Raw genomic sequence first — 24,055 nt, forward strand, 5'->3', positions numbered from 1 at the left:
ACAGGCTGCCTCAGTGCCCGGCAGTTTTGGAAAACAGCTGAATCACCACCACGCCACCAACGATCATCGCCATGCCCAGCATTGCCGGTACATCCAGCTTCTGCCCATAGACCACCAGCGCCGCAACGCTGATCAGCACGATGCCAAGGCCCGACCAGATCGCATAGGCGATGCCTACCGGAATGCTGCGCACCACCAGGGTCAGCATCCAGAACGCTATCCCGTAGCCCACCACCATCAGCAGCAACGGCAAAGGCGTGCTCAGACCCTTGACCGCCTTCATGGAGGCAGTGGCGATGACTTCGGCGCAGATGGCGATGGCGAGGTAGGTGTAGGCATTCATGACAGGTTCCTCCGGTAACTGGCTCGGCATTCTAGCGGTTGCCCAGATGCGGTAAAGTCATTACCTATCTTGATTGGAGATAGGTAGATGGCCGAGCAATGGAACCTTGAACAACTGCGCACCTTCCTGCGGGTCGCTGAATTGCGCTCGTTTTCCGCAGTGGCCCGCGAGCAGCGCAAGGCGCAGTCGGCCATCAGCAATGCCATCGCCCTGCTGGAAACCGACCTGGGTGTCACGCTGTTCGAGCGCAGCAGCGGACGGCAGCCGAAACTGACCGAAAACGGTACGGCGTTGCTCGAAGATGCCCGCGAACTGTTGCGTCAGTGCGAGCGCCTGGATGGCCGCGCGCTGGCGCTGATGCGTGGCCAGGAAGCACTGCTCAGGGTCGCCCAGGATGAGGCCATGCCTTATCAGCCGGTGATCGACAGCCTCGACGAACTGGCCAGCCGCTATCCCTATCTGGAGGTACAACTGGCCAGTGGCGCCCAGGGCGATGTGGCGCGCAAACTGGCCGAGCGGCGTGCCGACCTGGGGCTGTTCTTCCACCATGAACGTATCCCGGCGGCACTGGAGCGGCGTGCGCTGGGCAGTGTGGAAATGGTCACGGTGTGTGCGGCCGACCACCCGCTGGCGCGCGAACGCCGGGTTACCCGTCAGCAGTTGGCCCGGCACCGGCAACTGCTGATCACCCCGCAGCAAAGTGGCTACCCCGGCGGCGAGGCGATCAGCCCGCACGTCTGGCGTGCCGACAGCTTCTACGCCATGGCCGAACTGCTGATGCGCGGCCTGGGTTGGGCCTGGCTGCCGCGGCATGTGGTGCAGTACCCGACCTACCAGGCGCACATGGTCGAGCTCGACAGCGAATGGCGCCCGCCGGCGCTGGTGGCGGAGCTGGCCTGGCGCCGCGACGAACCGCTGGGCCCGGCCGCGCAATGGTTGGCCGAGCGCTTTGCGGTGCACCTGCGCGCGATCGGGTAAACTCCGCCGCCATGAACAGAACACTCTATACCTTGCTGTTTCACCTGGGCCTGCCGCTGGTTGCGCTGCGCCTGTACCTGCGCGCGCGCAAGGCACCGGCCTATGGCCAGCGCATCGCTGAGCGCTTTGCCCGCAAGCTGCCAGCCATGCGCCAGGGGGGGATCTGGGTGCATGCGGTGTCGGTCGGTGAAAGCATTGCCGCGGCACCGATGGTCCGTGCGCTGCTCAAGGCCTACCCGGACCTGCCGATCACGCTCACCTGCATGACCCCGACCGGCTCCGAGCGCATTCGCGCGATGTTCGCCGATGAGCCACGCATCCAGCATTGCTACCTGCCTTACGACCTGCCGTGGGCGGCTGGGCGCTTTCTTGACCATGTGCGGCCGCGGCTGGGCATCATCATGGAAACCGAACTGTGGCCCAACCACATCCACCAGTGCGCCCGACGCGGCATTCCGGTGGCCTTGGCCAACGCTCGGCTGTCCGAGCGCTCGGCCCGTGGTTATGGGCGTTTTGCCAAACTGACCCGGCCGATGCTGGGTGAGATGAGCCTGATCGCCGTGCAGACCGAAACCGAGGCCCGGCGTTTCCGTGAGCTGGGTGCCCGCCCTGAGTGCGTGCAGGTTACTGGCTCGATCAAGTTCGACCTGAAGATCGATGAACACTTGCAGCCCCGTGCCAGGGCACTGCGCGAACAGTGGGGCGCCAGCCAGCGTCCGCTGTGGATCGCTGCCAGCACGCATGAGGGGGAGGATGCCTTGATCCTGCAGGCGCACCGGCAGTTGCTGCAGGTGCATGGTGATGCGCTGCTGATCCTGGTGCCGCGCCACCCTGAGCGGTTCGATGGCGTGCATGCCTTGTGCGCTGGGCAGTTCGCCACGGTACGTCGCTCTGCCGGCACGCCGGTTGAGGCGCAGACGCAGGTGCTGCTCGGCGACACCATGGGTGAGTTGCTGTTCCTCTATGCCCTGGCCGACATCGCCTTCGTCGGCGGCAGCCTGGTGGCCACGGGCGGCCATAACCCACTGGAGCCTGCGGCATTGGCATTGCCGGTGCTCATGGGGCCACATGTGTTCAACTTCCTTGAAATCAGCGCGATGTTGCGCGAGGCGGGGGCGTTGCAGCAGGTCGATGACGCCGACGGGCTGGCCGAGGCGGTGCGGCGATTGATCGAGCTGCCTCAGGATGCACAGCACATGGGCGAGGCGGGCAGGGCGGTGATGCGGGCCAACCAGGGCGCCTTGCAGCGCTTGCTGGATGGGCTGGGCAAGCTTCTTGGCTGATGCTTGTGCTGGCTTCTTCGCGGGTTAACCCGCTCCCACAGGTTCAGCGCAGGCCTCAAGCCTGTGGGAGCGGGTCTACCCGCGAAGAGGCCAGCACCTGTCTCAAGGCCTGCGTTCGAAGTTCTTGGCTGCCGCGGCCGCCAGGTCCGGTGGCAGGAAGTCCTTGTCCGGGTTGTAATCCGGCTTCAGGTACTGCTTGAGGTCCTGCAGATCCTGCGGGCTCAAGGTCCCGGCAGCCTGCTTCAGGCTCAGGTTGTCGAGAATGTAGTCATAGCGGCTGTTGTTGTAGTCACGCACCGAGGTGTACAGCTGGCGCTGGGCGTCGAGCACGTCGACGATGTTCCGGGTACCGACCTGGTAGCCGATCTCGGTGGCTTCCAGCGCACTCTGGTTGGAAATGATCGACTGCTTGCGCGCCTGCACCTGTTCCACATCGGTGTTCACGGCGCGGTGCAGGTTGCGGGTGTTCTCCACCACCTGGCGGCGCAGGCTTTCACGTTGCTGTTCACTCTGGCTCAGGCGCTGATAGGCCTCGCGTACCTGCGAGCTGGTCAGGCCGCCACTGTAGATCGGAATGTTCAGCTGCAGGCCGACGCTGGTCTGTTCCACATCGCCGCTGTAGCGCTGGCCGAACGGTGAGGGGTTGGTGAAGCCCAGGCTGTCGTTGTCGCCCTTTTCATACTTGGCCACCGCATCGAGGGTCGGCGCATGCCCGGCCTTGCGCTGGCGCAGGGTTTCTTCGGCGGCGGCGACGGCGTGGTTGGTGGCCAGCAGGTTGAGGTTCTGGCGGCCAGCGGTTTCCACCCAGGCCTTGGCGTCGTTGGGGGTCGGTACCTTCACCGGCAGTGTGTGGACCACACCCTGGATCGAGCTGTACTCACGGTTGGTCAGGGTGACCAGCGCCTCGAAGGCATCCTGTACCTGGCGCTCGGCGATGATCCGGTTGGCCCGGGCGGTATCGTAGCTGGCCTGGGACTGCAGCACGTCGGTCTTGTCGGAAAGGCCGACGTCGAAACGTTCGTTGGACTGGTCCAGCTGGCGCTTGAAGGCCGCTTCCTCGGCTTTGGTCGCCGCCAGGTTGTCCTGGGCGCGCAGCACCGAGAAGTAATCCTGCGCAGTCTGCAGGATCAGGTTCTGCTCGGTTGCCGACAGTTGCAGCGCCGCCTGTTCATTGACCGCTTCGGCGGCCTGGAGCTGGAACCAGCGATCGGCGCGGAAGATCGGTTGCGCGAGGGTCGCGCTCCAGGTATTGCCGCTGCGGTTGGCGGTGGCCGACGGCTGGTCGATCTTGGTGCGGGTATTGAGCATCTCGGCCCCGGCCGAGAGGTTCGGCAGCAAACCGGCGCGAGCCTGCGGCACGACTTCTTTCTGCGCGCCATAGTTGGCACGGGCGGCAGCAAGATCGGCGTTGTTGTCGACTGCTTCCTGGTAAACACTGACCAGATCGGTTTTTACCGTCGTGGGCAAATCCGCTGCCCAGACCACGCCATTGGACGCACAAGACACGGCTATCGCCAGTGAAAGTTTGCGCAGCATAGAGGCAATCCTTGTACGAAATTTAATTACTGAACTGTTGAGTATCGAGCGACGGGCCAGTGTAGTGCCATGCGCATCCGCCAACAATCATCGGTTGCGCCTTTCATCTCCCCTGCGTTTTACCCGCTTGGCTTTGCCGACCACTCCAGTCTAGACTGCGCATGTTCTTGTCGGGGTGCCTTGAAGCAAAGGCTGAGATCGCAAAGGTGCGGATCCCGTTGAACCTGATCAGGTTAGCGCCTGCGTAGGGAACAAGATTGCTCGCCTTCCCGGGGAGCCTCTTGTGCCAGGTCCGGGAATGTCGCAGCTGCGTGCAGCTTCAGGCACCCCACATCCGGCACTGCACCCGTCAACGGGTACGTTCACGCCATTCAGGTTCACCCCGACATTCCACTGCTAGGAAGCCGTCTGGAGAGCCTGTGATGACCAAACAAGAAAAAACGATCAACCTCAGCGAGTCGGCGCAAGTCGATCAGCAGTCCGTGCAACCGTTCCCGCGTTCGCGCAAGGTCTATGTCGAAGGCTCGCGCCCGGACATCCGCGTGCCCATGCGCGAAATCAGCCTGGACGACACCCCGACCGACTTCGGTGGCGAAAGCAACGCGCCGGTGCTGGTCTACGACACCTCCGGCCCGTACACCGACCCCAACGTCATCATCGACGTGCGCAAGGGCCTGGCTGACGTGCGTTCGGCCTGGATCGACGCACGCGGTGACACCGAGCGCCTGGACGGCCTGAGCTCCGATTTCGGCCAGCAGCGCCTGAACGATGCGGAACTGGCCAAGCTGCGTTTCGCCCACGTGCGCAACCCGCGCCGGGCCAAGGCTGGCGCCAACGTCTCGCAGATGCACTACGCCCGCCAGGGCATCATCACCGCCGAGATGGAATATGTGGCCATCCGCGAGAACATGAAGCTGCAGGAAGCCCGCGCCGCCGGCCTGCTGAACGAGCAGCACGCCGGCCACAGCTTCGGTGCCAACATTCCGAAAGAAATCACCCCGGAATTCGTCCGCCAGGAAATCGCCCGTGGCCGCGCGATCATCCCGGCCAACATCAACCACCCCGAAGTGGAACCGATGATCATCGGTCGCAACTTCCTGGTGAAGATCAACGGCAACATCGGCAACAGCGCCCTGGGCTCCTCGATCGAGGAAGAAGTGGCCAAGCTGACCTGGGGCATCCGCTGGGGCTCGGACACCGTCATGGACCTGTCCACCGGCAAGCACATTCATGAAACCCGCGAGTGGATCATCCGCAACTCGCCGGTGCCGATCGGTACCGTGCCGATCTACCAGGCCCTGGAAAAGGTCAACGGCGTGGCCGAGGACCTGACCTGGGAGCTGTTCCGCGACACCCTGATCGAGCAGGCCGAGCAGGGCGTGGACTACTTCACCATCCACGCGGGTGTGCTGCTGCGTTATGTGCCGCTGACCGCCAAGCGGGTCACCGGCATCGTCAGCCGCGGTGGCTCGATCATGGCCAAGTGGTGCCTGGCGCATCACAAGGAAAACTTCCTGTACACGCACTTCGACGAGATCTGCGAAATCATGAAGGCCTACGACGTCAGCTTCTCGCTCGGCGACGGCCTGCGCCCGGGTTCGATCGCCGACGCCAACGACGCGGCCCAGTTCGGTGAGCTGGAAACCCTCGGCGAGCTGACCAAGATCGCCTGGAAGCATGATGTGCAGTGCATGATCGAAGGCCCCGGCCACGTGCCGATGCAACTGATCAAGGAGAACATGGACAAGCAGCTGGAATGCTGCGACGAGGCGCCGTTCTACACCCTCGGCCCGCTGACCACCGACATCGCCCCAGGCTACGACCACATCACCTCGGGCATCGGCGCGGCAATGATCGGCTGGTTCGGTTGTGCCATGCTGTGCTACGTCACGCCCAAGGAGCACCTGGGCCTGCCGAACAAGGATGACGTCAAGACCGGCATCATCACCTACAAGATCGCCGCCCATGCTGCGGACCTCGCAAAAGGTCACCCGGGCGCGCAGATTCGGGACAATGCCTTGTCCAAGGCGCGTTTCGAATTCCGCTGGGAAGACCAGTTCAACCTGGGCCTGGACCCGGACACCGCGCGTGCCTTCCATGACGAGACCCTGCCGAAGGAGTCGGCCAAGGTCGCGCACTTCTGCTCGATGTGCGGGCCGAAGTTCTGCTCGATGAAGATCACCCAGGAAGTACGTGAATACGCAGCCAAGATCGAGGCCGTGGACGTGACCGTCGAGCAAGGCATGCGTGAGCAGGCCGAGCGGTTCCGCCAGGAAGGCAGCCAGCTGTACCACAAAGTGTAAGAACGCCACGTCCCCTTGTGGCAGTGGGCTTGCCCCGCGAAAGCCTCAGATGAGCCAATGCATTTGGCAGGTCTGACGCTTTCGCGGGGCAAGCCCGCTCCCACAAGGAGGTGGCAAAGTCTGATCAATTCTTCCTGCGAACATAACAATGACATCACCCAGCCAATTCTCCCCCGACCACCCGGTCCCCACCCACCAGCGCATCTTCGGCGCCCGTGACCTGTTCTCGCTGTGGTTCTCCCTCGGCATCGGCCTGATGGTGCTGCAGGTCGGCGCCATGCTGGCCCCTGGCCTTGGCCTGGCCGGCGCAGTGCTGGCCATCGCCCTTGGCACCGGTGTCGGTGTGCTGTTGCTGGGGGCTGCCGGGGTCATCGGCAGTGACACCGGCCTGTCGGCCATGGGCACCCTGAGGCTGAGCCTGGGCCGCCATGGCGCGCGCCTGCCGGCATTGCTCAACCTGCTGCAATTGGTGGGCTGGGGCGCCTTCGAGATCATCGTCATGCGTGACGCGGCCAGCCTGCTGGGTGCCCGGGCGTTCGGTGAAGACAGTGCCTGGAACAGCCCGATGCTCTGGACCCTGTGTTTCGGCGCGCTGGCCACCCTGCTCGCCGTCAGCGGCCCGTTGGCGTTCGTGCGCAAGGTGCTGCGTGCCTGGGGGATCTGGCTGCTGTTGGGGGCGTGCCTGTGGCTGACCTGGAACCTGTTTGCCAAGGCCGACCTGGCTGATCTGTGGAACCGTGCCGGGGACGGTTCGATGTCGCTGGCCGTAGGCTTCGACATCGCCATCGCCATGCCGCTTTCGTGGTTGCCGCTGATCGCCGACTACTCGCGCTTTGCCCGTAATGGCAGGCATGTATTCGGTGGCACCGTTCTGGGCTACTTCATCGGCAATACCTGGCTGATGAGCCTGGGCGTGGCCTACACCCTGGCGTTTGCCGCCAGTGGCGAAGTCAATGCGCTGCTGCTTGCCCTGGCAGGCGCCGGCATGGGCATCCCGCTGCTGTTGATTCTGCTGGACGAGTCGGAAAAGGCCTTCGCCGACATCCACTCGGCGGCCGTTTCCACCGGCGTGCTGCTGCCGCTGAAGGTCGAACACCTGGCCTTGGCCATTGGTGTGCTGTGCACGCTGATCGCCTTGCTGGCGCCACTGGCCCAGTACGAGAACTTCCTGCTGCTGATCGGTTCGGTGTTCGCGCCGCTGTTCGGTGTGGTGCTGATGGACCACTACGTGATCCGCCGTCGCCGCCTGCCGGCACAGGTCGATGGCTTGCATTGGCAGGCACTGGTGGCCTGGGTGGTGGGTGTGGCGGCCTATCACGTGATCGCCGCCAAGGCGCCTGAGCTGGGGGCTACCCTGCCAGCATTGCTGCTGGCAGGTGGGCTGCATGGGCTACTGAGCTTCAGCCGCGGCCGGGAAACAGCTCAGGCTTGAGTACGCCGTTCAGGCGTGGGTAAGGGATCTTCAACTCCACGTGGCCCATGGAGTAGGGCGCGATGGCATAGACCTCGTACTTCACCACCAGCGCGCCGTACGTCAGGGCGATGTGCGGCGACTTCTTGAACGGCCAGGTCTTGACGAACTCGGCGTCCTTGTCCATTCCAACGCTGATCAGCCAGGCACGGTGCGACTCTTCCACGGTCTTCCAGAAGGTCTCCTCCTGGCCTGGCACCAGCATGTCCTGCAGGGTCAGCACCTTGTCCAGCTTGCGCGAGTAGTTGATGAAGCCGCGCCCCGGCATGCCGTGGGCACCGCCGCTGTCGAGGTAGCTGGACAGCTCGATGATCACCAGGCCGTCATGCTGCTCGCGTACCTTGGCTTGCAGGTAGCTGCTGTTGCGTTTGTCGGCGCTGGCCAGGTATTGCTGTTCGTAGGCCTGCAGGGTGCTTGGCGCGGTGCCATGCTGATTGTCTTCGGTCAGCTGCAGCAGGCGTTTTTCGACGATGGCATCGAGCTTGGGCTGGGCCGGGAAATGCACGGTGTCAATGTTCACCAGTGGGCAGTCGCTTGCGCTGCAGCCAGGTTTGACGTGCTCCCAGGCATCACGCTTGACCTCGAGCGGGGTCCGGTAATTGGGTGCGAACAGGCTCTGGCAGGCGCCCAGAGCGAGAGCCAGCACGGCCACGGAAGTCAGTTTGACAAGTGTCATGATGATCCTTGCAGAACAGGAAAAGTCGGCCTTTGACCGTCTGCGCGGCCTTCAGTTCGCCACTAAGCTAACAGAGTGAAGGCGTGCTGTCCCGAGTGCGCGAACGGTTGCCGGAAAGGGGTGAAACGGGCAACCGTGCAGAGTAGGATGGCGCGATGCGGTAAATGAGGTCATGAGGATTTCCATGTCAGACACGTTGAATTCGGTGCCCAAGGCGGTCGAGATCGTCGAGCGGGCCAACTGTTTCAAGGGCTTTTACAAGCTCGACAAGGTGCACCTGCGCCATGAACTGTTCGCGGGCGGCATGAGCCGTGAGATCAGCCGTGAGCTGTTCGTGCGTCATGATGCGGTCTGTGTGCTGCCTTACGACCCACTGCGCGATGAGGTGGTGCTGATCGAGCAGTTCCGTGTCGGCGCCCTGGGCAAGGTCGACAACCCCTGGCTGATCGAGATGGTCGCCGGGCTGATCGACAAAGCTACCGAAGAGCCCGAAGCAGTCGCCCATCGCGAAGCCGAAGAAGAAGCAGGCCTTGCGATCAGTGCCCTGTGGCCGATCACCCGCTACTTCCCCTCGCCAGGCGGCAGCGACGAGTACGTGCACCTGTACCTCGGCCGCTGCACCAGTGAAGGCGCGGGCGGCCTGCATGGCCTGGAAGAAGAAAGCGAGGACATCCGTGTCCGCGTATGGTCATTCGACGATGCGATGCAGGCCGTACGCGATGGTCAAATCTGCAACGCGGCGACCATCATCAGCCTGCAGTGGCTGGCGCTGAACAAAGACGAAGTTCGAGGTATGTGGAAGTGAACCTCTTGCGTGAGCGTTATCGGGTCGATCTGGCCGGGCTGCAAGCAGCCTGCGAGGCCAACTATGCCCGGCTCATGCGCCTGCTGCCCGATATGCGTACCACCCAGAGCTCGCGGCGCATCGGCATGACCCAGGGCGACCAGATGCTCGGCGTGCTGGTGCTCGATGTGTTGCTGGCCTGCCCGTACACCACCACTTTGCGGGTACGCCAGGAGCACAGCCTGCCCTGGCTGCCGGTGCCGCACCTGGAGGTGCAGGTGTATCACGATGCGCGCATGGCCGAAGTGATCAGCGCCGAGCATACCCGCCGCCTGCGCAGCATTTACCCGTACCCCAACGAGGCCATGCACCAGCCGGACGAGAAGGCGCAGCTCAATCTGTTCCTCGGCGAATGGCTCAGCCATTGCCTGGCCTGCGGCCACGAACTGGCAAGTGTGCGCTGAAATGTGACCTGGGTCGGTTTCGAGTGTTTGCTCGCAACCGATCCAGCGCCATAATTCGCGCAGAATCCGTTCGAGGAGACGGCCGTTGCCGCACCCAGACTCTTCCCCTGCATCCGTACATGTGGTGCAACTGACCGACGCCCACCTGTTTGCCGACCCGGCGGGCACCTTGCTGGGCCTCAATACCCGTGACAGCCTGCGCCACGTGGTCGCCCAGGTGTGCCGCGAACAGCCGCGTGTCGACTTGCTGTTGTGCACCGGCGATCTGTCACAAGATGCCACTGTCGCTTCCTATCAAGCTTTCCGTGAGCTGACCCGGGAAATCCCTGCGCCAACACGCTGGCTGCCAGGTAACCATGATGAAGCCAAGGTCATGGCCGAAGTCGCGCCAGAGCTGCTGCAGTCGGTGACCGATATCGGCAGCTGGCGGGTGGTCATGCTCAATTCGGCGGTGCTGGGCGCTACCCATGGGCTACTCGAGCAGGATCAGTTGTCGATCCTCGATCAAGCCTTGGCGTCGGCCGCCGAGCGCCATTGCCTGGTGTGCTGCCACCATCAGCCGGTGGATATCGGTTGCGCCTGGATCGCCCCGATCGGTTTGCGCAATGCCGATGAGTTGCTGCAGCGCCTGCGTGGTTATCCACAGGTGAAGGCGTTGCTCTGGGGGCATATCCACCAGGAATGGGATGAACTGCGCGATGGCTTGCGCCTGCTGGCCACGCCATCGACCTGCATCCAGTTTGCGCCGGGCAGCGAGGACTTCAAGGTCAGCGAGGAGCAGCCGGGGTATCGCTGGCTGCGCCTGCATGCCGATGGGCGAGTGGAGACAGGTGTGGAGCGGGCTACTGATTTTGCAGTGAAGCTCGACTTCAATAGCGCGGGGTATTAGAAGATCCTGGGGCTGCTGCGCAGCCCATCGCCGGCAAGCGCGGCTCCCACAGGTTGGACTGCCCCCAAGAAGTTGGACAAAAAATCCAACCCTTGGGGGACCTATGGGCAAGTACACAGAGCAGTTCAAGCTCACAGCCATCACCGCTTACCTGGATGGCAATAATGGCTTCCGAAAGGTAGCCCAACATTTCGGTATCGACTTCAGCCTGCTGCGCCGATGGGTTTCCAGCTATCAGCGCAATTCCAGCCTTCCTCCACGTTCGCCTGGGCGGGGTTATGACGACGATTTTAAGCGGCAGGTGGTCAGCTACATGCACGAGCATCGTCTTTCTATGCGGCAAACCGCAGCGCATTTTGGCCTCGGCCAATCGTCGCGGATAGGCAACTGGCAGCGGCAGTACTACAGTGGTGACCTTGTAGCTCCCGTCGACCGCCAGAAAAAGCCGATCAAAGTGCCGAAGAAGATCAAACCTGCAAAACCCACAGATACCGACGACTCGCAAAAGTCCCGAGACCAACTGATGGCGGAGCTCGAATACCTGCGCATGGAGAATGCTGTTTTAAAGGAGCTCAAGGCTTTACGGGAGGAAAAGGAACGAATATCGGGGAAAAAGCCCTGATCGTTTCCAGGCTCAAACGTAGATTTCCTTTGCCTGACCTGCTGGGGCTGGTCGGGCTGGCTCGCAGTACCTTTTATTATCAGGTGCAAAGCCAGCAGAAGCCGGACAAATATGCCGAGCTTAACGAGAAGATTCAGCAGATCTATCACAAAGAGAAAGGGCGCTACGGCTATCGACGCGTTGCACTCGTGATTAGAAAGGAGGGGGTGCAGGTCAACAAGAAGGTCATCGAGAAACTGATGGCTGCCCTAGGGTTGAAGTCACTGGTACGCCCCAAGAAATATCAGTCCTACCGAGGTGCCGTGGGCAAGATAGCGGCGAATTTGCTGGAGCGAAATTTCGTCGCCCAGCGTCCTAACCAAAAATGGGTGAGTGACGTAACCGAGTTCAAGGTGGCTCAACAGAAGCTCTATCTTTCGCCGGTGATGGACTTGTACAACGGGGAAATCATCGCCTATGAGACGGCTAGCCGCCCCCAGTACAGCCTGGTTGGAAATATGCTGGATAAGGCACTCAATACCTTGGGAGAAAAGCCGAAGCTAGTGCTCCACACCGACCAGGGATGGCAGTACCAGCAGGCTCAATATCGTCACAAGCTTCGCAGTCGCGGCGTGAAACAGAGCATGTCTCGTAAAGGCAATTGCCTGGACAATGCGGCTATGGAAAGCTTCTTCGGGACGCTCAAGTCAGAGTTTTTCTACCTAAAGCGTTTCGAGAGTATTGATGAATTGAAAGCAGGCCTGGATGAGTACATTCACTACTACAACCATGACCGCATCAAGCTGAAGCTCAATGGCCTGAGCCCTGTCGAGTACAGGACCCAGGCGGCAGCTTAAAACTGTCCAACTTTTGGGGGGCAGTCCAGGTACAGCGCTAACCTCAAGACTTGCGATACTCCTGTGGGAGCCGCGCTTGCCGGCGATGGGCCGCACGGCGGCCCTGCTCTTTGAAGAAATTGTTGCGAAATTGGCCGTGCGGCGCCAAAACCCGGTGAACGCGCTACACTGCGCGTCCCTGCGCCCGCTCGATCGGGCGCGAAGCCACAGATTCCGGGGGCAGCATGTCGGGTTCCATCCTCTATATCCATGGCTTCAACAGCTCGCCGCTTTCCAGCAAGGCACGCCAGCTCGAGGCTGTCATGCAGCAGTTGGGCCTGGCGCAGCAGTTGCGTGTCCCGGCCTTGCACCACCACCCACGCCAGGCCATGGTCCAGCTCGAAGCCGCCATTACCGAACTCGGGGCGCCGCTGCTGGTCGGCAGTTCGCTTGGCGGCTACTATGCCACCCATCTGGCCGAGCGGCATGGGCTCAAAGCCTTGCTGGTCAACCCGGCAGTCACCCCGCACAAGCGCTTCGACGGTTATCTGGGCGCCCAGCGCAACCACTACACTGGCGAGACCTGGGAACTGACCCTGGACCATGTGCAGGCCCTGGCCGAACTGGAGGTGCCGGCGCCGACCGACCCAGGCCGCTATCAAGTGTGGCTGCAGACCGCCGATGAAACCCTGGACTATCGCCATGCCGAGCATTATTACCGGGCTTGCGCCCTGCGCATCCAGGCCGGTGGCGACCACAGCTACCAGGGCTTTGCCGAGCAACTGCCAGGCCTGCTGGCCTTCGCCGGCATTGCCCGGCAGCAGTATGCGGCGCTCGATTTTTCTGTATTTTGATCTTTTTGCATTCACCAGACTGACGACGAGAATCCATGGCCAATCCCAGCGCTAGCGCCTATAACGCAGACGCCATCGAAGTCCTCTCCGGCCTCGACCCGGTGCGTAAACGCCCGGGCATGTACACCGACACCAGCCGGCCGAACCACCTGGCCCAGGAAGTCATCGACAACAGTGTCGACGAAGCCCTGGCCGGCCACGCCCGCTCGGTGCAGGTCATCCTCCACGCCGACCATTCGCTGGAAGTCAGCGACGATGGCCGCGGCATGCCGGTGGATATCCACCCTGAAGAGGGCGTGTCGGGCGTCGAGCTGATCCTCACCAAGCTGCATGCGGGGGGCAAGTTCTCCAACAAGAACTACCAGTTCTCCGGCGGCCTGCACGGTGTGGGTATTTCGGTGGTCAACGCCCTGTCGACCCAGGTGCGCGTACGCGTCAAGCGCGACGGCAACGAGTACCAGATGACCTTTGCCGATGGCTTCAAGGCCAGCGAGCTGGAAGTGGTCGGCACGGTCGGCAAGCGCAACACCGGTACCAGCGTGTACTTCAGCCCGGACCCGAAGTATTTCGATTCGGCAAAGTTTTCCATCAGCCGCCTCAAGCACGTGCTCAAGGCCAAGGCCGTATTGTGCCCGGGCCTGCTGGTCAGCTTCGAGGACAAGGCCAGCGGCGAAAAGGTCGAGTGGCACTACGAAGATGGCCTGCGTTCCTACCTGGTCGACTCGGTCAGCGAGTTCCAGCGCCTGCCCGACGAGCCATTCTGCGGCAGCCTGGCGGGTAACAAGGAAGCCGTGGACTGGGCCCTGCTGTGGCTGCCCGAAGGCGGTGACAGCGTCCAGGAAAGCTACGTCAACCTGATCCCCACCGCCCAGGGCGGTACCCACGTCAACGGCCTGCGTCAGGGGCTGCTGGACGCCATGCGCGAGTTCTGCGAGTTCCGCAACCTGCTGCCGCGAGGGGTCAAGCTGGCGCCGGAAGACGTCTGGGAGCGCATCACCTTCGTCCTTTCGATGAAGATGCAGGAACCGCAGTTCTCCGGCCAGACCAAGGAGCGCCTGTCGTCCCGCGAGGCCGCGGCGTTCGTCTCCGGTGTGGTCAAGGACGCCTTCAGCCTGTGGCTCAACGCCCACCCCGAGCTGGGCATGCAGCTGGCCGAGCTGGCCATCAGCAACGCCGGCCGGCGCCTCAAGGCCAGCAAGAAGGTCGAGCGCAAGCGCATCACCCAGGGCCCGGCATTGCCAGGCAAGCTGGCCGATTGCGCCGGCCAGGACCCGATGCGCGCCGAGCTGTTCCTGGTCGAGGGTGACTCCGCCGGCGGTTCGGCCAAGCAAGCCCGCGACAAGGAATTCCAGGCCATCCTGCCGCTGCGCGGCAAGATCCTCAACACCTGGGAAGTGGACGGCGGCGAAGTGCTGGCCAGCCAGGAAGTGCACAACATCGCCGTAGCCATCGGTGTCGACCCGGGCGCGGCCGACCTGTCGCAACTGCGCTACGGCAAGATCTGCATCCTCGCCGACGCCGACTCCGACGGCCTGCACATCGCCACCTTGCTCTGCGCGCTGTTCGTCCAGCACTTCCGCCCGTTGGTCGAGGCCGGCCACGTCTACGTCGCCATGCCGCCGCTGTACCGCATCGACCTGGGCAAGGAAATCTACTACGCCCTCGACGAAGCAGAGCGTGATGGCATCCTCGACCGCCTGGTGGCCGAGAAGAAGCGTGGCAAGCCACAGGTCACCCGATTCAAGGGCCTGGGTGAGATGAACCCGCCGCAGCTGCGTGAAACCACCATGGACCCGAACACCCGGCGCCTGGTCCAGCTGACCCTGGACGACGTGCAGGGCACCACCGAGATCATGGACATGCTGCTGGCCAAGAAGCGTGCTGGTGATCGCAAGAACTGGCTGGAAACCAAAGGCAACCTGGCTGAGGTCCTGGTTTGATTCGTCTGCTGGTTGCGGCCTGCCTGGCGCTGGTTGCCCTGCCGAGTCTGGCGGGCAACTGGCCAGAACTGAAACTGGCCTCCGAGCACCCGATCGACGGTATGCGCGGCGGTAACCTGTCTGGCCTGGCCGAGTGCCGGGGCGGGCTGTGGGGTGTTTCCGATCGTGATGACGACCGCATTTACCGCTTCGACCAGCAGAGCGCCGTCTGGCGCGCACAGCCGCTGACCTTCACCCCACCGCCGGTGCCTGAGAGCGGCCTGCCGTGGGGCTTGAAGTCGCGTAACTGGGCAGCGTCCTACGTGCGTGGCGGTGAACTGGATTACGAAGGTATCACCTGTGACCAGGCAGGCAACCTCTACCTGGTCAGCGAGGCCCATGCGGCGGTGCTGCAGCTGCCTGCCGAGGGTGAACCGCAGTGGCTGAAGATCGACCCGGCGATGGTCCGGCAGGCCCGTGCCAGCGGCATGTTGCTCAACTTCAACGCCTTGTTCGAGGGTCTGGCAATCAACCCGGAGGGTGACCGCCTGTGGTTGGCGGCCGAGCGCGAACGGCGCGGCCTGGTGGCCATCGAGCGGCAGCAGTCGGTGTGGACGTGCGGGCGTAGTTGCGTGTTGCTGAGCGAAGCTGGGGTCGAGATGCAGCCGCCACAGATGCCCAACCCTCGGGCGCTGTCGCGTGACTTCGCTGATCTCGCCTGGTTCGAGGGCAAGCTGTTCACCCTTGAACGCAACGCCTACCGCGTGTGCCGGCGTGAAGCCGCCAGTGGCAAGGTCGAGCAGTGCTGGTCGTTTGCCGCCGAGGCACTGCTGCCTGAGCGCCGCTATGACCAGCCGTACGGCCTGGCCGAAGCGCTGGTGATCGATGCCAAGGGCGCCTGGATCGGCCTGGACAACAACAATGGTGATCGTGCCGATGGCGAAAGCCGGCCGATCGTCTGGCGCTTCGAAGCGCCCCAGGGCGGCTGGAGCGCCACGCCATGAGCCAGACTCCGGGCAAGCGCGCCGGCAAGGTACTGATGATCGTCGCCTGGGCGGCGGGGCTGTTCCTTGCCACGCGTTTCTTCGGGCAATGGGAAGACCACGAGCGCAACCCGAACACCCAGGTGCAGTCGTCGCACGGTGACGGTTTCATCGAAGTGCGCCTGCTGGGCAATGGTCAGGGCCACTTCGTGGTGGACGGCGCGATCAACGGCCAGGGGGTGCATTTCATGCTCGACACTGGTGCCACCGACGTGGCGATCCCCGAGTCGCTGGCCAAGGACCTGAACCTACAGCGCGGGAGCCCGGTGGTGCTGAGCACCGCCAACGGCCGTACCGAAGGCTACCGTACCCGGCTGGACACCGTGCAGTTGGGCGATATCCGCCTGCAGAACGTGCGCGCGCTGGTGGTGCCGGGCCTGGACGGGCAGACCGTGCTGCTGGGCATGAGCGCCCTGAAACAACTTGAATTTACCCAGCGCGGCGGCACCATGCTGCTGCGCCAGAACCTGAAATGACGAGGCCCGCATGAGCGACTCACTGGAACTCAGCCTGGACGGCGTCGAACGCCGCTCGCTGGCTGACTTCACCGAACAGGCCTACCTCAACTACTCCATGTACGTGATCATGGACCGCGCCTTGCCGCACATCGGCGACGGCCTGAAGCCGGTGCAGCGACGCATCGTCTACGCCATGAGCGAGTTGGGGCTCGATGCCGACGCCAAGCACAAGAAGTCCGCCCGTACCGTCGGCGACGTGCTCGGCAAGTTCCACCCCCACGGCGACTCGGCCTGCTACGAAGCCATGGTGCTGATGGCGCAGCCGTTCAGCTACCGCTACACCCTGGTAGACGGCCAGGGCAACTGGGGTGCACCGGACGATCCGAAGTCGTTCGCCGCCATGCGTTACACCGAGGCACGCCTGTCGCGTTATTCCGAGGTACTGCTCAGTGAAGTAGGCCAGGGCACCGTCGACTGGGTGCCGAACTTCGATGGCACGCTGCAGGAGCCTGCGGTACTGCCGGCGCGCCTGCCGAATATCCTGCTCAACGGCACCACCGGTATCGCCGTGGGCATGGCCACCGATGTGCCGCCGCACAACCTGCGGGAAGTGGCCAGTGCCTGCGTGCGCCTGCTCGACGAGCCCAAGGCGACCATCGAGCAACTGTGCGAGCACATCCAGGGCCCGGATTACCCGACCGAGGCCGAAATCGTCACCCCGCGTGCGGAAATCCAGAAAATCTACGAAAGCGGCCGTGGCTCGATCCGCATGCGCGCCGTCTACCGCGTCGAGGACGGCGACATCGTCGTCACTGCGTTGCCACACCAGGTCTCCGGGGCCAAGGTGCTGGAGCAGATCGCCGCGCAGATGCAGGCCAAGAAGCTGCCGATGGTCGCCGACCTGCGTGACGAGTCGGACCACGAGAACCCGTGCCGCATCGTCATCATTCCACGCTCCAACCGCGTCGATGCCGACGAGCTGATGCAGCACCTGTTCGCCACCACCGACCTGGAAAGCAGCTATCGGGTCAACGTCAACATCATCGGGCTCGACGGCCGCCCGCAGCTGAAGAACCTGCGCGCGTTGTTGCTGGAATGGCTGGAGTTCCGCACCAATACGGTACGCCGCCGCCTGCAGCACCGCCTGGACAAGGTCGAGAAGCGCCTGCACCTGTTGGAAGGCTTGCTCACTGCGTTCCTCAACCTGGATGAAGTGATCCACATCATCCGTACCGAAGAACACCCCAAGCAGGCCCTGATCGAGCGCTTCCAGCTGAGCGAAATCCAGGCCGACTACATCCTCGAGACGCGCCTGCGCCAGCTGGCGCGCCTTGAAGAGATGAAGATCCGCGGCGAACAGGACGAACTGCTCAAGGAGCAGGCCAAGCTGCAGGCCCTGCTGGGCAGCGATGCCAAACTGCGCAAGCTGGTGCGCAGCGAGCTGATCAAGGACGCCGAAACCTATGGCGACGACCGCCGCTCGCCAATCGTCGAGCGTGCCGAAGCCAAGGCCCTGTCGGAAAACGAGCTGATGCCGACCGAGCCGGTCACCGTGGTGCTGTCGGAAAAGGGCTGGGTGCGTTGCGCCAAGGGCCACGACATCGACGCCACCGGCCTGTCCTACAAGGCGGGCGACGGCTTCAAGGCCGCGGCTGCAGGCCGCTCCAACCAATTTGCCGTGCTGATCGACTCCACCGGGCGCAGTTACTCGGTGGCCGCGCATAGCCTGCCTTCGGCGCGGGGCCAGGGGGAGCCGCTGACCGGTCGCCTGACGCCTCCGCCCGGAGCAACATTCGAATGCGTGCTGCTGCCGGACGATGATGCGCTGTACGTGGTGGCCTCGGACGCCGGCTACGGCTTCGTGGTCAAGGGTGAGGACCTGCAGGCCAAGAACAAGGCCGGCAAAGGCCTGCTCAGCTTGCCCAACGGTGCCAAGGTCATGACCCCGCGCCCGGTAGCTGACCGTGAGCAGGATTGGCTGGCGGCGGTGACCACCGAAGGTCGCTTGCTGGTGTTCAAGGTTTCCGACCTGCCACAGCTGGGTAAAGGCAAGGGCAACAAGATCATCGGTGTGCCCGGTGATCGGGTAGCCAGTCGTGAAGAATTTGTCACCGATCTGGCGGTGATTGCCGAGGGTGCAACCCTTGTATTGCAAGCCGGCAAGCGTACTCTGTCTCTGAAACCCGACGACCTTGAGCACTACAAGGGCGAACGTGGCCGACGCGGTAGCAAGCTGCCACGCGGCTTCCAGCGGGTCGACGGGTTGCAGGTGGAACTGCCGGCATAATCCGATGAAATGTCTGGAACGGCAATTTCAGCGCCGTTCCAGGCAGAAATGCTGGAGTCGGACCGATATTTCGCGGATGATAGTGCCCCTGTGGTGCCGGCGTGGCCGCGTGCCCGATTGAATCTCTATCAGTATCACTGCGGTTTGCCTGGAGGCGACCGCCTGGATGGGTTGAATGAAATTCCTGCGCCTTCCATTTGCGCTGTTGATGACGGGTTTGCTGGGACTGAGCGGGTGCAGCATGCACCAGCCGGTTGCCCTGTACCAACTCGACAGCGGTGATCCTGGCCAGCCTTCGCAGAGTGCGGGCATGGCCGTGGTGCTCGGCCCGGTGTCGGTAGCCGATTACCTGCAGCGCGAAACCTTCTTGCAGCGTCAGGCCGATGGCAGCCTGAGTTCGGCGACCGACGGTCGTTGGGCCGGTAGCCTGTCGGCAGACATCGATCAATTGCTGGTGCGCCAGCTGGCCTGGCGCCTGGACAGCCAGCGCGTGGTGCTGGCCCCGGCCAGCACTGGCTTCACCCCGGACGTGCAGGTGCTGCTGTCGATCACTCGCCTGGATTCGGGCAAGAACCAGCCAGCGATCCTCGATGCACAATGGCGCCTGCTCGACCGCCGTGGTCATGTGCGTGACAACCGTATCGTTCACCTCGAACAGCCGCACGAGGGCAGCGAGTCGTCCCAGGTTCAGGCCCAGGGGCAATTGCTGCAGAAGCTGGCCGAACAGTTGAGCGCGGCGGTCAAACCGCTGGCCAATCAACCTGCGGTTGCTGAAGAAGCACCGAAGAAGCAGGCAGCACCGGTACAGGTCAAGAAGGCGCCGGAGAAGTCGAAGATCCCGATGGCTTCGCCGATTCGCACCGATATGGAAGTCTATCGGTTCTGATCGAACCGCCAGGCACAAAAAAGCCCGCATCTTGGCGGGCTTTTTTGTGCCTACGATTCGCAGCGGTTCCACGGGCTCGAGGCTTGTGCTGCATCTGTGGGAGCCGGTCTTGCCGGCGATGGGCCGCAAAGCGGCCCCCTGGATATCAGGCCCGGCGCTCGTGCATCCGCGCCAGCTGGCGTTCCAGCATCGACGGGTAAGGCTCCATCAACCGCTCCACACAGCAAGCCCCTTCAGGGCTGGCAATCGGCCGGATGCGGGCGCGCTTGCGGATCAGCTCGTCATCACTGATCTGCCGCTCGACCAGCAGCAGGTTGCGGCTGTGCTGCGACAGTGCCAGTGCGTCCTGGGCCTTCTCGGCCATCAGCAGGTCGACCTGCTCCAGCCCTTGCAGGTCATCGCCCAGGGCCAGGCCCAGCTGCAGTTGCAGGGTGATGCCGCTGTCGGCCACTTCGATCTGCAGGGCATGGCCCAGCGCCCGTAGCAGCTCACCGCAGCAGATAGCGTTGGTCAGGTAATCCTCGCCACAGTCGCGGCTGTGGAACAGCACCAGGGTGCTGCCATCGTTGAGCGTGTGGACGTCGCCTTCATACAGCGATGCCGCCTGCTCCAGGCAGCCCCGGTAGCGTTCCAGCAGCTCGGTCAGGCGCGTGCGTGGCAGGCGACGCAACTGCTCCTGGGAGCCCAGTTGAACGGCCAGCACGGCGGTGTTCTGTGGCTCGTCGGATTCGGCTACGGCAGGTTTGGCCGCCGGTTGCTCCTCGTCGTCCAGCAGCCCGGCGAACGCCTCGTCGTCGTCCTCGTCCGCCTGAACCACGGCCTTGGCACGTTGTGCCGGCTTGGCTGGGACTTCGTCGTGCAGCTCGTCGAACTCGTCTTCTTCTTCCTCCGGTTCCGGCTCGGGCGGAGGTGGCGGCGCCAGGCGGGCGTGCAGCTGGCGGGCGATGTCGCCGATCTCGTCCTGGCGGTCGATGGCCGGGGTGTAAGGGTGCGGGTCACGCAGCCACACCCGCAGCTGCAGCAGTGGCAGGGTGATGTGGCGGCCTTGACGCAGGCTCAGGCTCAGCGCCAGGGCCAGCAGGATGGCGGCAAGGATGCCCATGCTCTGCAGGCTGATCAGCATCGGCTGCTGGAACTGGCTCATGTCCAGGCTGATGCGCAGCTGACCGGCGGTCACGTCCTGGAACGTGATCTTGGTCTGGTACAGGCCTTCGGCTTCACCCAGCAGGCTGTTGCGCGGGCGCTGGCCGGCCTCGGCGAGGATGCGGTTGTCCACGCTGTAGATCGCCGCATGGGCCACCAGCGGGTTCTTCACCAGGTTGCCCAGCAACACATTGAGGCTGAGGATGTCGTTGGACACCAGCAGCTCGGTCGCCGAGGTGGCGGTCTGGGTGGTCAGGCTCTGGCCGAGGGCGTCAGCCTGTTCGTGCATGGCCTGCTTGAACTGCAGGCCCATCACGCAGGCATAGATCACCAGCGCCAGCGCCACCAGGAAAATGTTGGTGGTGGCGATGCGCAGTGCCAAGGGCACGCGACGTTGGCGCAGGGCTCGGAAGATCATGAGGAAGAAGTTGTCGGTTTTGACGGGCGTGGGCCGGTTCACAGAGCTCGGCTCTTAATGGCATAAAAGTGTTGGGCAGTATAGCGAGCAGTGTTTTGTCGGCAAAGTAGAGTTGGCGCCCGATGGTCATGGAAAATCGGTAGAATGCGCATTTTTCATCGAAGTCGGAGCCAGGTTGTGCGCGAAATCGTTCTGATCAACATCACCGGTGAGGACCGCCCCGGTCTCACCGCCGCCATTACCGGCGTCCTGCTCCAGGGCGGTGTGAACATCCTCGACATCGGCCTGGCGGTCATGCACGGCACCCTGTCGTTCGGCATTCTGGTCGATATCCCGGACAATGAAGTGGCGACCAGCCTGCTGCAGAGCGTGCAGTCCAAGGCCCATGAGCTGAACCTGCAAGCGCGTTACACGCCGATTTCCGAGGCCGACTACCAGCACTGGGCCGACGCCCAGGGCGAAGCTCGACATATCGTGACCTTGCTCAGCCGCAAGATCACCCCCGAGCAACTGCAACGCGTCAGCGCCGTCATCAGCCAGTATGGCCTGACCATCGAACGTATCGAGCGCCTGTCGGCACGGGTTGCCCTGGGCGCTTCGAGTGAAAAGGGCAAGGCGGCGCTGGAAATTTCCGTGCGTGGCGTGCCGAGCGACGCCCAGGCATTGCGTGCCGACTTCTTCGCGCTGTCTGAAGAGCTGAACATCGACATCGCGTTCCAGAACGACGACCTGTTCCGTCGCAACCGCCGCCTGGCGGTGTTCGACATGGACTCGACGCTGATCGAAGCTGAAGTCATTGATGAGCTGGCCAAGGCGGCCGGCGTGGGTGAGCAGGTTGCCGCGATCACCGAGCGGGCGATGCGTGGCGAGCTGGACTTCCGCGCCAGCTTCAAGGAGCGCATGGCGCTGCTCAAGGGCCTGGATGTCGGCGTACTCGACGAGATCGGTGCTTCCCTGCGCCTGACCGAAGGTGCCGAGAACCTGTTTGCCGAGCTCAAGCGCCTGGGCTACAAGACAGCGATCCTGTCCGGCGGCTTCTCGTACTTCGCCAAACAAGTGCAGGCGCGCCTGGGTATCGATTACGTATTCGCCAACGAGCTGGAAGTGGTCGATGGCAAGGTGACCGGCGTGGCCGTGGAACCGATCGTCGATGCCCAGCGCAAGGCTGACCTGCTGCAGCAGCTGGCCAGTGAAGAAGGCCTGCAGCTGGAGCAGACCATCGCCGTGGGCGACGGTGCCAACGATCTGCCGATGCTGTCGCTGGCTGGCCTGGGCGTGGCCTTCCGCGCCAAGCCGCTGGTGCGCCAGTCGGCCAAGCAGGCGATTTCCACCCTGGGGCTGGATGGCGTGCTTTACCTGCTGGGCCTGCGCGACCGCGACGCCCGCGGCTGAAATGCCATTCGGGGCCCACAGGGGCCCCTGTTCCCTTGCTACTAGGTTGATTGCGAACTGTTCTAAGTTCTCCTCGCAGCGCCATCTAGGCTTGGATCCGTACGGTTCACTCATCGACCGTACTGGCCCGGGGGGAGTCCTCGTGGCCATCAACTTCAAGGAGAAGAAGTTCATGTCCAAGTACGCAGTGGAGAATCAGTGGGGCGGTAACTCGGCACCTTGGCACCCGGGCGGAATCTGGGTAATTGGGGGCCGTGACAACCAGAAGGTGGTGTCGGTGGACGTCAAATCGAATGATGGCGGCCAGACACTGCAAGGCGTCATGACCTACGCCGGCGAAGGACCGATCGGCTTCCAGGGCAAGCGTATCGCGCAGAACCGTTATCAGGTGCAGAACCAGTGGGGTGGCAATAGCGCGCCCTGGCACCCAGGCGGAGAATGGGTGATCGGAGGGCGTGATAACCAGAATGTCATTGCCCTGACGGTGAAGTCCGACGATGGCGGCCTCACCCTCAACGGTACCAACACCTATAACGACGAGGGCCCGATCGGCTTCCGCAGCCTGCTCGGCTGACCCCTGCGGAGTCAACGCTCCCCGGCCACAAGCCGGGGAGCGTTGAAGGCTCAGGCCTGTTGCGGTTGGGCGAGGAATTCGCCCATGCGTACTGCGGAGCCTGCGCCCAACGTTTCGGCCCACTTCACTTGCTCCGGGCCGAACAGCACGATGGCGGTTGAACCCAGTTTGAAGCGGCCGAGCTCGGCGCCTTTTTCCAGGTGAATAGGCGCACGGCTGCTTTCGTCGTAGCGGAAGGTCTTCAGCTCGCGCTTCGGCGGGGTGACCAGGCCAGCCCACACGGTCTCGATCGAAGCGACGATCATGGCACCGACCAGCACCACGGCCATCGGCCCGCGCTCGGTATCGAACAGGCACACCACGCGCTCATTGCGGGCGAACAGCTCCGGAACGTTCTCGGCAGTGGTCTGGTTGACCGAGAACAGACGCCCCGGCACATAGACCATCTCGCGCAGGGTACCGGCCAGCGGCATGTGCACGCGGTGGTAATCCTTCGGCGACAGATAGATGGTGGCGAACTCGCCACCCATGAACGGCGCAGCCAGCGCTGGGTCGCCGCCGAGCAGTTCGAGGGCGCTGTAGCTGTGGCCCTTGGCCTGGAAGATACGACCGTGCTCGATCGGGCCCAGCTGGCTGACGGCACCGTCGGCCGGGCAGAGGATTGCGCCGGGGGTTTCGTCCAGCGGGCGCGCGCCTGGCTTGAGGGCGCGGGTGAAGAAGGCGTTGAAGTGCTCGTAGGCGGTGAGGTCTTCGACCAGCGCTTCGCTCATGTTCACCTGGTAACGCTTGGCGAACCAGGCGGTGAAGGCGTTCTTGAACCAGCGCGCACGGCACTCGGCGATGCAGCCAGCCAGACGCGACAGCAAGTGGTGCGGCAGCAGGTACTGGCTGATGATGAACAGACGGGATTTCATTGC

The 24,055-nt window shown here is 63.3% G+C and carries 21 protein-coding genes and 1 riboswitch; of the genes, 16 read left to right on the forward strand and 5 right to left on the reverse strand.

Annotated elements, in window-relative coordinates; all coding sequences use genetic code 11:
* Window positions 1-10: 10 nt before the first annotated feature.
* Entirely contained in the window at window positions 11-343 is a 333-nt protein-coding gene (locus tag OCX61_RS02320) for a DMT family transporter (RefSeq protein WP_054887895.1), read from the reverse strand.
* Window positions 344-430: 87 nt separating this feature from the next.
* Here OCX61_RS02320 and OCX61_RS02325 point away from each other — a divergent pair, with 87 nt between their 5' ends.
* Together OCX61_RS02325 and waaA are read left to right on the forward strand one after the other, a co-directional pair.
* On the forward strand, window positions 431-1,321 hold the full coding sequence (locus tag OCX61_RS02325) for a LysR family transcriptional regulator (protein ID WP_261942447.1): 891 nt from the start codon (window positions 431-433) through the stop codon (window positions 1,319-1,321).
* 11 nt (window positions 1,322-1,332) lie between these two features.
* The gene (gene waaA, locus OCX61_RS02330; protein ID WP_261942448.1) at window positions 1,333-2,604 is read left to right on the forward strand and encodes a lipid IV(A) 3-deoxy-D-manno-octulosonic acid transferase; all 1,272 of its coding nucleotides are present in this window, start codon (window positions 1,333-1,335) and stop codon (window positions 2,602-2,604) included.
* Window positions 2,605-2,706: 102 nt separating this feature from the next.
* Here waaA and OCX61_RS02335 read toward each other — a convergent pair whose 3' ends face one another.
* The gene (locus tag OCX61_RS02335) at window positions 2,707-4,140 is read right to left on the reverse strand and encodes a TolC family outer membrane protein (RefSeq protein WP_261942449.1); all 1,434 of its coding nucleotides are present in this window, start codon (window positions 4,138-4,140) and stop codon (window positions 2,707-2,709) included.
* A gap of 161 nt (window positions 4,141-4,301) precedes the next feature.
* Window positions 4,302-4,408, forward strand: a riboswitch (TPP riboswitch).
* A 154-nt stretch (window positions 4,409-4,562) separates the two neighbouring features.
* Between OCX61_RS02335 and thiC the strand changes: the two genes are divergently transcribed.
* Window positions 4,563-6,443 (forward strand): phosphomethylpyrimidine synthase ThiC, encoded by a 1,881-nt coding sequence (thiC, locus tag OCX61_RS02340; protein WP_152958567.1) that lies wholly within the window; start codon window positions 4,563-4,565, stop codon window positions 6,441-6,443.
* 148 nt (window positions 6,444-6,591) lie between these two features.
* Entirely contained in the window at window positions 6,592-7,875 is a 1,284-nt protein-coding gene (cytX, locus tag OCX61_RS02345) for a putative hydroxymethylpyrimidine transporter CytX (protein ID WP_261942450.1), read from the forward strand.
* On the opposite strand, the gene OCX61_RS02350 is transcribed toward cytX, so the two are convergent.
* A complete protein-coding gene (locus OCX61_RS02350) occupies window positions 7,844-8,590 on the reverse strand; it encodes an RsiV family protein (protein WP_261942451.1) in 747 nt (248 codons plus the stop codon). The two genes, cytX and OCX61_RS02350, sit on opposite strands and share 32 nt — an antisense overlap.
* 184 nt (window positions 8,591-8,774) lie before the next feature.
* Between OCX61_RS02350 and OCX61_RS02355 the strand changes: the two genes are divergently transcribed.
* The 10 genes from OCX61_RS02355 (at window position 8,775) to OCX61_RS02400 (ending at window position 19,611) form a co-directional block, all read left to right on the forward strand.
* Window positions 8,775-9,395, forward strand: coding sequence for an NUDIX domain-containing protein (locus tag OCX61_RS02355; RefSeq protein ID WP_261942452.1), 621 nt, complete (start codon window positions 8,775-8,777; stop codon window positions 9,393-9,395).
* Entirely contained in the window at window positions 9,386-9,838 is a 453-nt protein-coding gene (locus OCX61_RS02360) for a DUF1249 domain-containing protein (protein ID WP_054887887.1), read from the forward strand. The genes OCX61_RS02355 and OCX61_RS02360 overlap by 10 nt, the downstream gene beginning before the upstream one ends.
* 85 nt (window positions 9,839-9,923) lie before the next feature.
* Window positions 9,924-10,727 carry a 3',5'-cyclic-AMP phosphodiesterase gene (gene cpdA, locus OCX61_RS02365; RefSeq protein ID WP_261942453.1) on the forward strand — a complete coding sequence of 268 codons (804 nt, stop codon included), beginning with the start codon at window positions 9,924-9,926 and terminating at the stop codon, window positions 10,725-10,727.
* A 103-nt stretch (window positions 10,728-10,830) separates the two neighbouring features.
* A protein-coding gene (locus OCX61_RS02370; protein WP_409261959.1) for an IS3 family transposase occupies window positions 10,831-12,185 on the forward strand; the annotation gives its coding sequence in 2 pieces (ribosomal slippage) (window positions 10,831-11,301 and window positions 11,304-12,185; 1,353 coding nt in all).
* Window positions 12,186-12,409: 224 nt separating this feature from the next.
* The gene (locus OCX61_RS02375; RefSeq protein ID WP_261942454.1) at window positions 12,410-13,018 is read left to right on the forward strand and encodes a YqiA/YcfP family alpha/beta fold hydrolase; all 609 of its coding nucleotides are present in this window, start codon (window positions 12,410-12,412) and stop codon (window positions 13,016-13,018) included.
* Window positions 13,019-13,053: 35 nt separating this feature from the next.
* Complete coding sequence (parE, locus tag OCX61_RS02380; RefSeq protein ID WP_085676748.1) at window positions 13,054-14,958, forward strand: DNA topoisomerase IV subunit B; 1,905 nt, start codon at window positions 13,054-13,056, stop codon at window positions 14,956-14,958.
* Window positions 14,955-15,941, forward strand: a complete 987-nt coding sequence (locus tag OCX61_RS02385; protein ID WP_261942455.1) for an esterase-like activity of phytase family protein — start codon at window positions 14,955-14,957, stop codon at window positions 15,939-15,941. The genes parE and OCX61_RS02385 overlap by 4 nt, the downstream gene beginning before the upstream one ends.
* Window positions 15,938-16,456, forward strand: a complete 519-nt coding sequence (locus tag OCX61_RS02390) for a retropepsin-like aspartic protease family protein (protein ID WP_261942456.1) — start codon at window positions 15,938-15,940, stop codon at window positions 16,454-16,456. Before OCX61_RS02385 ends, OCX61_RS02390 begins: the two co-directional genes overlap by 4 nt.
* A gap of 10 nt (window positions 16,457-16,466) precedes the next feature.
* On the forward strand, window positions 16,467-18,725 hold the full coding sequence (gene parC, locus OCX61_RS02395) for a DNA topoisomerase IV subunit A (protein ID WP_261942457.1): 2,259 nt from the start codon (window positions 16,467-16,469) through the stop codon (window positions 18,723-18,725).
* Window positions 18,726-18,900: 175 nt separating this feature from the next.
* Window positions 18,901-19,611, forward strand: a complete 711-nt coding sequence (locus OCX61_RS02400) for a PqiC family protein (protein WP_261942458.1) — start codon at window positions 18,901-18,903, stop codon at window positions 19,609-19,611.
* A gap of 145 nt (window positions 19,612-19,756) precedes the next feature.
* On the opposite strand, the gene OCX61_RS02405 is transcribed toward OCX61_RS02400, so the two are convergent.
* Window positions 19,757-21,214 carry an AhpA/YtjB family protein gene (locus OCX61_RS02405; RefSeq protein ID WP_261942459.1) on the reverse strand — a complete coding sequence of 486 codons (1,458 nt, stop codon included), beginning with the start codon at window positions 21,212-21,214 and terminating at the stop codon, window positions 19,757-19,759.
* A 135-nt stretch (window positions 21,215-21,349) separates the two neighbouring features.
* Between OCX61_RS02405 and serB the strand changes: the two genes are divergently transcribed.
* Together serB and OCX61_RS02415 are read left to right on the forward strand one after the other, a co-directional pair.
* A complete protein-coding gene (serB, locus tag OCX61_RS02410) occupies window positions 21,350-22,564 on the forward strand; it encodes a phosphoserine phosphatase SerB (protein WP_261942460.1) in 1,215 nt (404 codons plus the stop codon).
* Window positions 22,565-22,736: 172 nt separating this feature from the next.
* Window positions 22,737-23,138: a lectin OAA family protein gene (locus tag OCX61_RS02415; protein ID WP_261942461.1), complete on the forward strand. Its 402-nt coding sequence runs from the start codon at window positions 22,737-22,739 to the stop codon at window positions 23,136-23,138.
* A gap of 50 nt (window positions 23,139-23,188) precedes the next feature.
* On the opposite strand, the gene asd is transcribed toward OCX61_RS02415, so the two are convergent.
* Window positions 23,189-24,052 carry an archaetidylserine decarboxylase gene (asd, locus tag OCX61_RS02420; protein WP_261942462.1) on the reverse strand — a complete coding sequence of 288 codons (864 nt, stop codon included), beginning with the start codon at window positions 24,050-24,052 and terminating at the stop codon, window positions 23,189-23,191.
* Window positions 24,053-24,055: the final 3 nt, after the last annotated feature.

It is taken from the genome of Pseudomonas sp. LRP2-20 (genome assembly GCF_024349685.1).
In the GTDB taxonomy this organism is placed as follows: domain Bacteria; phylum Pseudomonadota; class Gammaproteobacteria; order Pseudomonadales; family Pseudomonadaceae; genus Aquipseudomonas.

What these genes read in the sequence shown, in the direction of transcription:
- OCX61_RS02320 (WP_054887895.1), bottom strand. Translation starts at nt 343, where the DNA reads ATGAATGCCTACACCTACCTCGCCATCGCCATCTGCGCCGAAGTCATC.
- OCX61_RS02325 (WP_261942447.1), top strand. Translation starts at nt 431, where the DNA reads ATGGCCGAGCAATGGAACCTTGAACAACTGCGCACCTTCCTGCGGGTC.
- waaA (WP_261942448.1), top strand. Translation starts at nt 1,333, where the DNA reads ATGAACAGAACACTCTATACCTTGCTGTTTCACCTGGGCCTGCCGCTG.
- OCX61_RS02335 (WP_261942449.1), bottom strand. Translation starts at nt 4,140, where the DNA reads ATGCTGCGCAAACTTTCACTGGCGATAGCCGTGTCTTGTGCGTCCAAT.
- thiC (WP_152958567.1), top strand. Translation starts at nt 4,563, where the DNA reads ATGACCAAACAAGAAAAAACGATCAACCTCAGCGAGTCGGCGCAAGTC.
- cytX (WP_261942450.1), top strand. Translation starts at nt 6,592, where the DNA reads ATGACATCACCCAGCCAATTCTCCCCCGACCACCCGGTCCCCACCCAC.
- OCX61_RS02350 (WP_261942451.1), bottom strand. Translation starts at nt 8,590, where the DNA reads ATGACACTTGTCAAACTGACTTCCGTGGCCGTGCTGGCTCTCGCTCTG.
- OCX61_RS02355 (WP_261942452.1), top strand. Translation starts at nt 8,775, where the DNA reads ATGTCAGACACGTTGAATTCGGTGCCCAAGGCGGTCGAGATCGTCGAG.
- OCX61_RS02375 (WP_261942454.1), top strand. Translation starts at nt 12,410, where the DNA reads ATGTCGGGTTCCATCCTCTATATCCATGGCTTCAACAGCTCGCCGCTT.
- parE (WP_085676748.1), top strand. Translation starts at nt 13,054, where the DNA reads ATGGCCAATCCCAGCGCTAGCGCCTATAACGCAGACGCCATCGAAGTC.
- OCX61_RS02390 (WP_261942456.1), top strand. Translation starts at nt 15,938, where the DNA reads ATGAGCCAGACTCCGGGCAAGCGCGCCGGCAAGGTACTGATGATCGTC.
- parC (WP_261942457.1), top strand. Translation starts at nt 16,467, where the DNA reads ATGAGCGACTCACTGGAACTCAGCCTGGACGGCGTCGAACGCCGCTCG.
- OCX61_RS02400 (WP_261942458.1), top strand. Translation starts at nt 18,901, where the DNA reads ATGAAATTCCTGCGCCTTCCATTTGCGCTGTTGATGACGGGTTTGCTG.
- OCX61_RS02415 (WP_261942461.1), top strand. Translation starts at nt 22,737, where the DNA reads ATGTCCAAGTACGCAGTGGAGAATCAGTGGGGCGGTAACTCGGCACCT.
- asd (WP_261942462.1), bottom strand. Translation starts at nt 24,052, where the DNA reads ATGAAATCCCGTCTGTTCATCATCAGCCAGTACCTGCTGCCGCACCAC.